The organism is Actinomycetospora sp. NBRC 106375, from assembly GCF_030269665.1.
Taxonomy (GTDB): Bacteria; Actinomycetota; Actinomycetes; order Mycobacteriales; family Pseudonocardiaceae; genus Actinomycetospora.
The window spans coordinates 25,410-33,618 of sequence record NZ_BSTS01000032.1 but is presented as its reverse complement, the minus strand read 5'-3'; the positions used below and the strand labels follow the sequence as shown (position 1 = coordinate 33,618).

Below are 8,209 nucleotides of genomic sequence, written 5' to 3'. Positions count from 1 at the left end.
CACCTGACCCGCCAGGGACATCTCAGGCACCCCCGACACCGTCACACCACCGACCCCGACCGCGAGCAGCACCCGAAGCATCAACCCGCCCGAGCGTCCAAGCGATTAGGCAACGGGCTCGATGTGAGTGCCTCCGTCACCGAGACACCGATCGATGCGGCCACGACGCGTCAGCCGCCCCCGTAGACATCGGCGCGGGGCCCGATGTGGACGACGAGCACCTCGCGTCGCTGGTCGTCGACCCGATAGATGGCCGCCGCGACGGGCAGCGAGGTACCCCGCCCACCGGCCTCTCAGCGGCCCTCCGAGCCGATGAGGGTTCTCGGCAACCGGACCGAGGATGAGCTCGACGAGGTCCGACGCGACGGGAAACGGCAGATCATCGAGGTCGCGGCGCGCTCGTGCAGCGAACCTGACGCGATGGCGCTCAGGCGTCGTCACGGCGACGACGCAGGTCGCCGAGGATGTCGTCCTCGTCGTGGAGCCGTCCGGCTTCGACGTCGGCGATGCCTTCGTCCACCGCAGCGGTCTCCTCGGCGTCGCGGAGGAGTTCCAACGAGTCCTCGAGACCCGCGAGCTCGGCCGCGCTGATGACGACCGCCACGGGCTCGCCGTCGCGGGTCAGGGTGACGCGCTCGTGCGACCGTTCCACGGGGGACACGAGCCGCCCCGCCTCGGGGTCTTCTTCGAGGGGCAGCGCTGTCATGGCGTCCATCATGCTCCAGCTCGCGATGTGCGGTCGGCGTCGTCGAGGTGTGCAGCACGACGAGGGCCCCGCCCGCCGGAGCGGACGGGGGCCTCGTGACGTCACGCCGGTGTCAGGTCCCCACGCCGCCGACGCCGGTCGCGCGCACGACCGACAGCGGGGTGGCGATGTCCTCGAGGGACTTCTGTTCCGCCGCCACACCGAGCACGGCCGCGACGATGCCACCGATGATCATGATGACGGCGCCGAGGATGTAGGCCCAGAACAGGCCCGCGGTGCTCGGGTTGTCCTCACTGCCGATCATGACGGCGTAGATCAGCGGGGCCACGGAACCGAAGATCTGGGCGATCGCGAAGAACACCGCGATGGCCTTCGCCCGGACCTCCATCGGGAAGATCTCGCTGACGGTCAGGTACGCCGCGCTGGCGCCCGCCGAGGCGAAGAAGAAGATGATGCACCAGGCGATCGTCTGGGTCAGCGCGTTGAGCACCCCGGCCTGGAAGAGGAACGCCGTGATGATGAGCAGCGTGCCGGCCAGGAGGTAGGTGCCGGCGATCATCTGCCGGCGCCCGACCGTGTCGAACAGCCGCCCCAGCAGGAGTGGGCCGAGGAAGTTCCCGATCGCGAACGGGATGTAGTAGATCGACGTGTCCGCGTCCGGCCCGAGGTAGAAGTGCGTCAGCACGATCGCGTACGAGAAGAAGATCGCGTTGTAGAGGAACGACTGCGTGATCATCAGCGTCGCGCCGAGCGTCGAGCGCCCCGGGTACTCCCGGAACAGGATCCGCAGCAGTGTGAGGTAGCCCGCCTGCGGGGTCGGCCGGATCTCGATGGCCTTCCCCTCGTCCACCGGGTCGATGTGCTTCCCGGTGGTCGTCTCCACCTCGTGCTCGATGAACTTGATCGACTCCTCGGCCTCCGCGCCGCGGCCGTGCATGATCTGCCAGCGCGGGCTCTCGGGCACCGAGCGGCGCAGGAAGATGATGACGATCGCCAGCACCGGGCCGATGAGGAACGCGAGGCGCCAGTCGAGCGCGGGCGAGATCGCCCCGGACAGCAGCGGGATCTGGATGACGGCCGCGATCGCCGCGCCCGCCCAGTAGGTGCCGTTGACGATGATGTCGGTGCGGCCGCGGTAGGGCGCGGGGATCAGCTCGTCGATGGCGGAGTTGATCGCGGCGTACTCGCCGCCGATGCCGGCGCCGGCGATGAACCGGGTGAGGTAGAGGAACGTGATCGACGCGGCCCCGGAGCCCAGCGTGAGCGCGGTGAGGGCGCTGCCGCCGAAGTAGATCGCCAGGGTGATGAAGAAGAGCTTCCGGCGCCCGAGCCGGTCGGAGATCTGGCCGAAGACGAGCGCGCCGACCACCTGGCCGATGAGGTAGACGGTGGCGAGCAGGCCGACCGCGGTGGTCGAGATGCCCAGCCGGTCGGCCCCCGAGAGCTTCTCGCCGACGTTGCTCGCGATGGTGATCTCGAGCCCGTCGAGGATCCAGCAGGACCCGAGCGCGAGCACCATCCGCGTATGGAAGGGAGACCACGGGAGTCTGTCGATGCGGGCCGGGATGAGGCTCCGGACCGATTCCTGGGCGGGCGATGGGTACTGCGTCGTCATGGCACCTCCCGTGTCACCGAGTGTTCACAACTCGGGGGACTCTAGTCACAGGAGCACCGCTGTGGGCTGCGGAAATACCTCTTCGTAGCCGAACGGTCACAGCTTGAACTCACGAAGAGTGACGAAGAATTCCGGTACTTTCCCGACGCAACGACGGCGAAAAGGACGAAACGACCTACCGTTCCGGCCGCTTTGTCCGGATGTCGACTACAGCCAGCGGTTGCGGCGGAATGTCCGCCAGAGGACCGCGCAGATGAGCAGGATCGCCACGATCACGGCGGGGTAGCCGAACTGCCAGTGCAGCTCCGGCATGTAGTCGAAGTTCATGCCGTAGATCCCGGCGAGCATGGTCGGCACCGCGAGCAGGGCCGCATAGGCGGTGATCTTGCGCATGTCGTTGTTCTGCCGCAACGTGATCTTGGCGAGGACGGCGTCGACCAGCGTCGTCAGCAGCTCGTCGAACGAGCCGACGCGCTCGGCCACCGTCGTGAGGTGGTCGTCGACGTCGCGGAAGTAGCTGCGCACCTCCGCCGGTACGAGCGGGGAGTAGCCCTCGGTGAGCCGGCGCATGGGCGTGACCAGCGGGGTCACGGCGCGGCGCAGCTCGAGGACCTCACGCTTCATGAGATAGATCTGCTCGGCGCCGACCTCGCTGTAGGGGGCGAAGACCTCGGTCTCCATGGTGTCGATGTCGCCCTCGACGCTCTGGGAGACCTCGAGGTAGGCGTCGACGATGTGGTCGGCGACGGCGTGCAGGACGACGGCCGGGCCCTGGGCGAGGTGCTCGGGGTCGGCCTCGAGCAGGTGGCGCACGCGGCGCAGCCCCGAGTGCTGGCCGTGCCGCACCGTCACGACGAAGTCGCGACCCAGGAACACCATGAGCTCGCCGGACTCGACGATCTCGTTCGCGGTGGTCGGCGACGCGTGCGCGACGTAGCGCATGGTCTTGAACACCGAGAACAGCATGTCGCCGCTGCCCGCGGTGCCGGAGCCCGTCCCGCTGTAGCGCTCCATCTTCGGGCGCTGGTGGGCGTGCACGGCGTCCTCGACGGCCAGCGGGTGCAGCCCGAAGACCTCGGCGATGTCCTGGATCTGCTCGGCGTCGGGCTCGTGCAGCCCGATCCACACGAAGCCCTCCTCGCGCCGGCGGACCTCCGCGATCGCGTCGCGGTGGTTCCACCGGCCCTCGAGGCGCTGACCGTCGACGTAGACCGCGCAGTCGACGACGAACGCCGAGAGCGGGACGTGCGGGACCCGCGGGTCCTGCGTGCGGGGACGGCCGGGGCGGATCACGCGGGAACCGGCGTTGCGCAGCGTGGGCAGGCTGGGCATGGGGACCTCCGGGGACCGGACGGTGTGGCGGGGGCTACTGGCACCGCTGTGCCTCCGCGTCTCTCCCGAGCCACCGCGCGACTCCTCAGCGCGTGGGCGTCACCGGGGAGGAGACGCGGCCCGTACTGGGGGGCGTGTTGTCCGCCCTCCTGGTGGAGTCGTCCACGTCTCACCTCCCTCGCCTCGTGCGACACGGCGCCGACCGATGGGCCATCCTAGCTGCCCTGTTCGACGCCGTCGGAGCGAGGAGGCCCACGACGGCGTGACGACCGACGATGTTCAGGAGGCGGATCCGTGCAGTTCGGGCGGTACTTCGAGGAGTTCGAGGTCGGGGCGACCTACAAGCACTGGCCGGGCAAGACGGTCACCGAGTACGACGACCACCTCTTCTGCCTCATCACGATGAACCACCACCCCCTGCACCTGGACTCCCACTACGCCGAGGGCACGCAGCAGGGGCGCAACGTCGTCGTCGGCAACTACGTCTACTCGCTGCTGCTGGGGATGTCGGTGGCCGACGTCTCGGGCAAGGCGATCGCCAACCTCGAGGTCGAGTCGCTGCGCCACGTCAAGCCGGTCTTCCACGGCGACACGATCTACGGCGAGTCGACGGTGCTGGACAAGAAGGAGTCGTCGTCGAAGAACGACCGCGGCGTCGTGCAGGTCGAGACGATCGGCTACAACCAGGACGGCGTCGTCGTCTGCATCTACCGGCGCAAGGTCATGGTGCCCAAGCGTCCGGCGCCCGAGGGCACCGACGAGGGTTTCGAGGCCGAGCAGCCCCGCCGCCCCGTCCCGCAGCGCGACTGATCAGTCGGGCAGGCAGTCCCAGCCACGCAGGGCATCGGTCAGGCCCGTGACGAGGTCGCCGGCGTCGTCGAACGCGGCGTAGGCGGCCGCGTCCACCCACCGCGCGTCGGCGGCGTCGTCGCCGGCGCGCGGGACGGCGGCCGGGTCCAGCGGCCGGCAGCGGAAGTCGTGGATCGCGAAGACACGGCCGCCCGGAGCGGGCCGGCGCACGTGCCCGACCTCCTCACCCACGGCGACGGCGAGCCCGGTCTCCTCGGCGACCTCGCGGGCCGTGGCGTCGGCCGTGGTCTCGCCCGGCTCGACCTTCCCGCCCGGCAGCGACCAGCGGCCGGCCTCGGGGTCGTGCGCGCGGCGGACGAGCAGCAGACGGCCGTCCGCGTCGGTGACGATGCCCCCGACGCACAGCACGACCGCATCAGGTGACGGCGACGCGCCGGGCTCGCCCCGGGGATCACACGTCGTCACACTGGATCACACTAGTATCACCGTGAGCCGGATAGCCGTCCCGGCCCGGACGAGCCCATACTGCCGACGACCGGACGTCGACCCCGAACCACGCGAGGAAAACCGAGTGAACGCGAAGAAGGTCGGGATCATCGTGGGCGTCGCGTTCGCGCTGTTCTTCGTCATCTCGCAGCCTCAGAACTCTGCGGACCTCGTGCTCAGTATCCTGACGATCCTGGGCAACGCGGCGGCCGCCGTGGTCGAGTTCGTGCGCGCGCTGTTCACCTAGGCCGGGAGGTCCGACGTGCTGGCACCCCGCGAGGTCGACGAGTACGTCCTGCCCACCGAGCGGCGGGTGATCCGCTTCCGGCGTCACTGGGCGGTGATCGTCGGTGAGGTCCTGCAGGCCGTGGTCCTGTTCGTCCTGCTCGCCCTCGGTGCCGCGTTCCTCCCGCAGAACGTCGTGCTGGACAACCTGTTCTGGTACGGCGCGCTGCTCGTGCTGCTCAAGAGCAGCTACAAGGTCAGCGAGTGGTGGGTCGAGAAGGTCGTCGTCACCGACAAGCGCGTGATGCTCACCAAGGGGATCTTCACGCACAGCGTCGGCATGATGCCACTGACGAAGGTCACCGACCTCAGCTTCGTGCGCACGTTCAACGGCCGCCTGCTCGGCTACGGGACGATGGTCATCGAGTCGGCCGGCCAGATCCAGGCGCTCAACCAGATCCATTACCTGCCCGACCCCGAAGAGGTCTACGAGGCGATCTCCGAGCTGGTGTTCGGCGACAAGCGCCAGACCCGCTCGTACACGCTGCCGGGGTCCGGGTTCGGCGGGGCGCGCGGGCGACGTCGCTGACCCGTCGATACTGCGGGACGTGATCGACCTCCACACCCACTCCGCGGTCTCGGACGGCACGGACACCCCGACCGAGCTGGTCGCGACGGCGGCGGCCGCCGGTGTCACGGTGCTGGCGCTGACCGACCACGACACGACCGCCGGTTGGGACGAGGCCGCCGCGGCGCTGCGGGGACTCGGCTCCGCAGGCTCCGCGAGTGGCGCCCCGGGCCTGCGGCTGGTGCGCGGCGCGGAGTTCTCCACCGTGAGCCCGGACGGACACGGCGGCACGGTGACCGCGCACCTGCTGGGCTACCTGTTCGACCCCGCCGATCCCGACATCGTAGCCGAGCAGGAGCGGGTCCGGGGGTCGCGGCGTGAGCGGGTGCGCGCGATGGGGGAGCGCATGGCGGCCGGGGGTCTGCCGATCGACGGCGACGCCCTGCTGGCGCGGCTGCCCGCCGACTCCCCGGCCGGGCGGCCGCACATCGGGCAGGCGCTCGTCGACGCCGGCGTCGTGGGGTCGGTCCCGCAGGCCTTCGAGGAGCTGCTGCGCAAGGACGGCCCGTACTACGTCGAGAAGTACAACACCCCCATCGCGGCGGCGATCGCGATGATCGCGGCCGCGGGCGGGGTGGCCGTGTTCGCGCACCCGTTCGCCCGTCGCCGGGGGCCGTGCGTCGACGCCGCGGTGATCCGCGATCTCGCGGCGACGGGCCTGCACGGGGTCGAGGTCGACCACCCCGACCACGACGCCGACGACCGGGCGGCCCTGCGCGCGCTGGCCGCCGAGGAGGGCCTGCTGGTCACGGGATCGAGCGACTACCACGGCACGAACAAGACGACCCCGATCGCCGCGGAGACCACCGCGACGCCGGTCCTCGACGCGCTCGTCCGGCGCGCGACGGGCGCGGAGGTGCTCGCGGGCTGACACCGTCCTCGGGCCTAGGGTGGACGGCGATGAGCATGCAGCTGGGTCTGGAGGGCATGCCCGACCGCCTGGTGCGCGTGACACCGTCGCGCCTCGCCACCTGGCAGGACTGCCGGCGCCGGTACCGCCTGACCTACCTCGACCGTCCCGCGCCGCCGCGCGGCGGGCCGCGGGCGGCGAGCACGCTCGGCGCCGTCGTCCACACCGTGCTGCACGCCGTGTACGCCGAGCCGGCCCACCGGCGCGGCGGCGACCGGGCGGCTGCCCTGGTCGACCGCCAGTGGTCGTCGGAGGGCTTCCGCGACGACGCCCAGGCCGCGACGTACCGCGAGCGCGCCCGCACCTGGGTCGCCGACTACGTCGAGCGCCACGCCGTCGCCGGCGCCCCGGAGCCCCTGGGCGAGACCGTCGGGCGCGAGCGGTGGCTCTCCGCCCCGGTCGGCGGCATGGTCGCCGAGGGCCGCGCCGACCGCCTCGACGAGCGGGACGGGGTCGACGGGTCCGGCTCCGCTGCGCTCCGCGTCCCGGAGATCGTCGTCGTCGACTACAAGACCGGCCGCCGCGTGCCCGACGTCGAGGACGCCCGCCGCTCGCCGGCCCTGGCGCTCTACGCCCTCGCGGCGCGCCGGACGCTGCGCCGCCCGTGCCGGCGCGTCGAGCTGCACCACCTGCCCAGCGGCACGATCGCCGCCGCCGACCACGACGAGGACTCCCTGGCCGGGCACCGCGAGCGCGCCGGTGCCGCGGCCGCGGAGCTGGGGGCGGCGGCCGAGGCGTTCGCGGCGGACCCGGGCGTCGCCGAGACCCTCTTCCCGCCGGCACCCGGACCCCGGTGCGGGGCGTGCGACGTGCGCCGCCACTGCCCCGAGGGCCGCGCCGCCGCGCCCGCCGACCCGGCGTGGGCCGGGCTCGCGCCGTGAGCCAGGCGCGCCCGCACCCCGACGAGGAGCCCGACCCCGACGAAGGCTCCGGCTACGCCTGGGCCTACGGCCCGGAGACCGGCCCGACCCCGCCCCAGGGCTGGTCGTCGCCGGGCGAGGCGCCGACCCCGCCGCACGGGTCCGCGCCGGAGCCGCGCGGCGTCACGGAGACGGGGTCGTTCGTCGCGACGGGCACCTGGACCACCCCGTCCGGCGTGCCCCGCGCGGCGGACCGGCGGGAGCGCGCCCGGCGCTCCACGGGGCGGCCGACCCCGCCCGCCGGCGTCCCGGCGGCCCGCCCGGAGCGCCCCGACCGCCTCGTCCGGACCCGGCGGCGCCTCGTCGCCGTGGCCCGGGTGCTCGCCGGCGGGCTCGTGGTGCTCGCGGTCGTCGTGGTCGCGGCGCCGTACCTGCTCGGCGGGCCCGGACCGGGCGCCGACACCGTCGTCGCCCACCTCCTCGCCGCCGGCGGTGCCGTCGCGGCCACCGCCGTCGCCGCCCACCGGCGCACCGGCCCGGTCGTCGCGGTCCTGGCGGCCGCGGCCGTGCCCGTGATCCTCGTGGTGCTGTTCAGCCTCGTCTGGTGGGCCTGAGGATCGAGGTGCGAACGGGGACT

At 72.1% G+C, this 8,209-nt stretch carries 10 protein-coding genes; 6 read left to right on the top strand and 4 right to left on the bottom strand.

The window, feature by feature from the left end:
• Positions 1 to 427 precede the first annotated feature (427 nt).
• From QSK03_RS30895 to QSK03_RS30885, 3 genes are all read right to left on the bottom strand, one after another.
• The gene (locus tag QSK03_RS30895) at positions 428 to 706 is read right to left on the bottom strand and encodes a type II toxin-antitoxin system Phd/YefM family antitoxin (protein ID WP_285659439.1); all 279 of its coding nucleotides are present in this window, start codon (positions 704 to 706) and stop codon (positions 428 to 430) included.
• A gap of 112 nt (positions 707 to 818) precedes the next feature.
• Entirely contained in the window at positions 819 to 2,225 is a 1,407-nt protein-coding gene (locus QSK03_RS30890; RefSeq protein ID WP_285659438.1) for an MFS transporter, read from the bottom strand.
• Positions 2,226 to 2,528: 303 nt separating this feature from the next.
• Complete coding sequence (locus QSK03_RS30885; protein WP_285659437.1) at positions 2,529 to 3,653, bottom strand: magnesium and cobalt transport protein CorA; 1,125 nt, start codon at positions 3,651 to 3,653, stop codon at positions 2,529 to 2,531.
• 294 nt (positions 3,654 to 3,947) lie between these two features.
• Here QSK03_RS30885 and QSK03_RS30880 point away from each other — a divergent pair, with 294 nt between their 5' ends.
• Positions 3,948 to 4,463 (top strand): MaoC family dehydratase, encoded by a 516-nt coding sequence (locus QSK03_RS30880; RefSeq protein WP_285659436.1) that lies wholly within the window; start codon positions 3,948 to 3,950, stop codon positions 4,461 to 4,463.
• Here the strand turns inward: QSK03_RS30880 and QSK03_RS30875 are convergent, their stop codons facing one another.
• Positions 4,464 to 4,871 carry an NUDIX hydrolase gene (locus QSK03_RS30875; RefSeq protein ID WP_285659434.1) on the bottom strand — a complete coding sequence of 136 codons (408 nt, stop codon included), beginning with the start codon at positions 4,869 to 4,871 and terminating at the stop codon, positions 4,464 to 4,466.
• 163 nt (positions 4,872 to 5,034) lie between these two features.
• Here QSK03_RS30875 and QSK03_RS30870 point away from each other — a divergent pair, with 163 nt between their 5' ends.
• From QSK03_RS30870 to QSK03_RS30850, 5 genes are read left to right on the top strand one after another with little or no spacing between them, the layout of a single operon-like run.
• Complete coding sequence (locus tag QSK03_RS30870) at positions 5,035 to 5,196, top strand: hypothetical protein (protein ID WP_285659433.1); 162 nt, start codon at positions 5,035 to 5,037, stop codon at positions 5,194 to 5,196.
• 15 nt (positions 5,197 to 5,211) lie between these two features.
• Positions 5,212 to 5,763 (top strand): PH domain-containing protein, encoded by a 552-nt coding sequence (locus tag QSK03_RS30865; protein ID WP_285659432.1) that lies wholly within the window; start codon positions 5,212 to 5,214, stop codon positions 5,761 to 5,763.
• Positions 5,764 to 5,782: 19 nt separating this feature from the next.
• Entirely contained in the window at positions 5,783 to 6,673 is an 891-nt protein-coding gene (locus QSK03_RS30860) for a PHP domain-containing protein (protein WP_502872243.1), read from the top strand.
• A 29-nt stretch (positions 6,674 to 6,702) separates the two neighbouring features.
• The gene (locus QSK03_RS30855) at positions 6,703 to 7,593 is read left to right on the top strand and encodes a RecB family exonuclease (RefSeq protein WP_285659431.1); all 891 of its coding nucleotides are present in this window, start codon (positions 6,703 to 6,705) and stop codon (positions 7,591 to 7,593) included.
• The gene (locus QSK03_RS30850) at positions 7,590 to 8,186 is read left to right on the top strand and encodes a hypothetical protein (RefSeq protein WP_285659430.1); all 597 of its coding nucleotides are present in this window, start codon (positions 7,590 to 7,592) and stop codon (positions 8,184 to 8,186) included. Before QSK03_RS30855 ends, QSK03_RS30850 begins: the two co-directional genes overlap by 4 nt.
• Positions 8,187 to 8,209 lie beyond the last annotated feature (23 nt).

Bases quoted from the DNA above. Each gene is read 5' to 3' on its own strand.
- QSK03_RS30895 (WP_285659439.1), bottom strand. From the start codon at position 706: ATGACAGCGCTGCCCCTCGAAGAAGACCCCGAGGCGGGGCGGCTCGTG.
- QSK03_RS30890 (WP_285659438.1), bottom strand. From the start codon at position 2,225: ATGGTGCTCGCGCTCGGGTCCTGCTGGATCCTCGACGGGCTCGAGATC.
- QSK03_RS30885 (WP_285659437.1), bottom strand. From the start codon at position 3,653: ATGCCCAGCCTGCCCACGCTGCGCAACGCCGGTTCCCGCGTGATCCGC.
- QSK03_RS30855 (WP_285659431.1), top strand. From the start codon at position 6,703: ATGAGCATGCAGCTGGGTCTGGAGGGCATGCCCGACCGCCTGGTGCGC.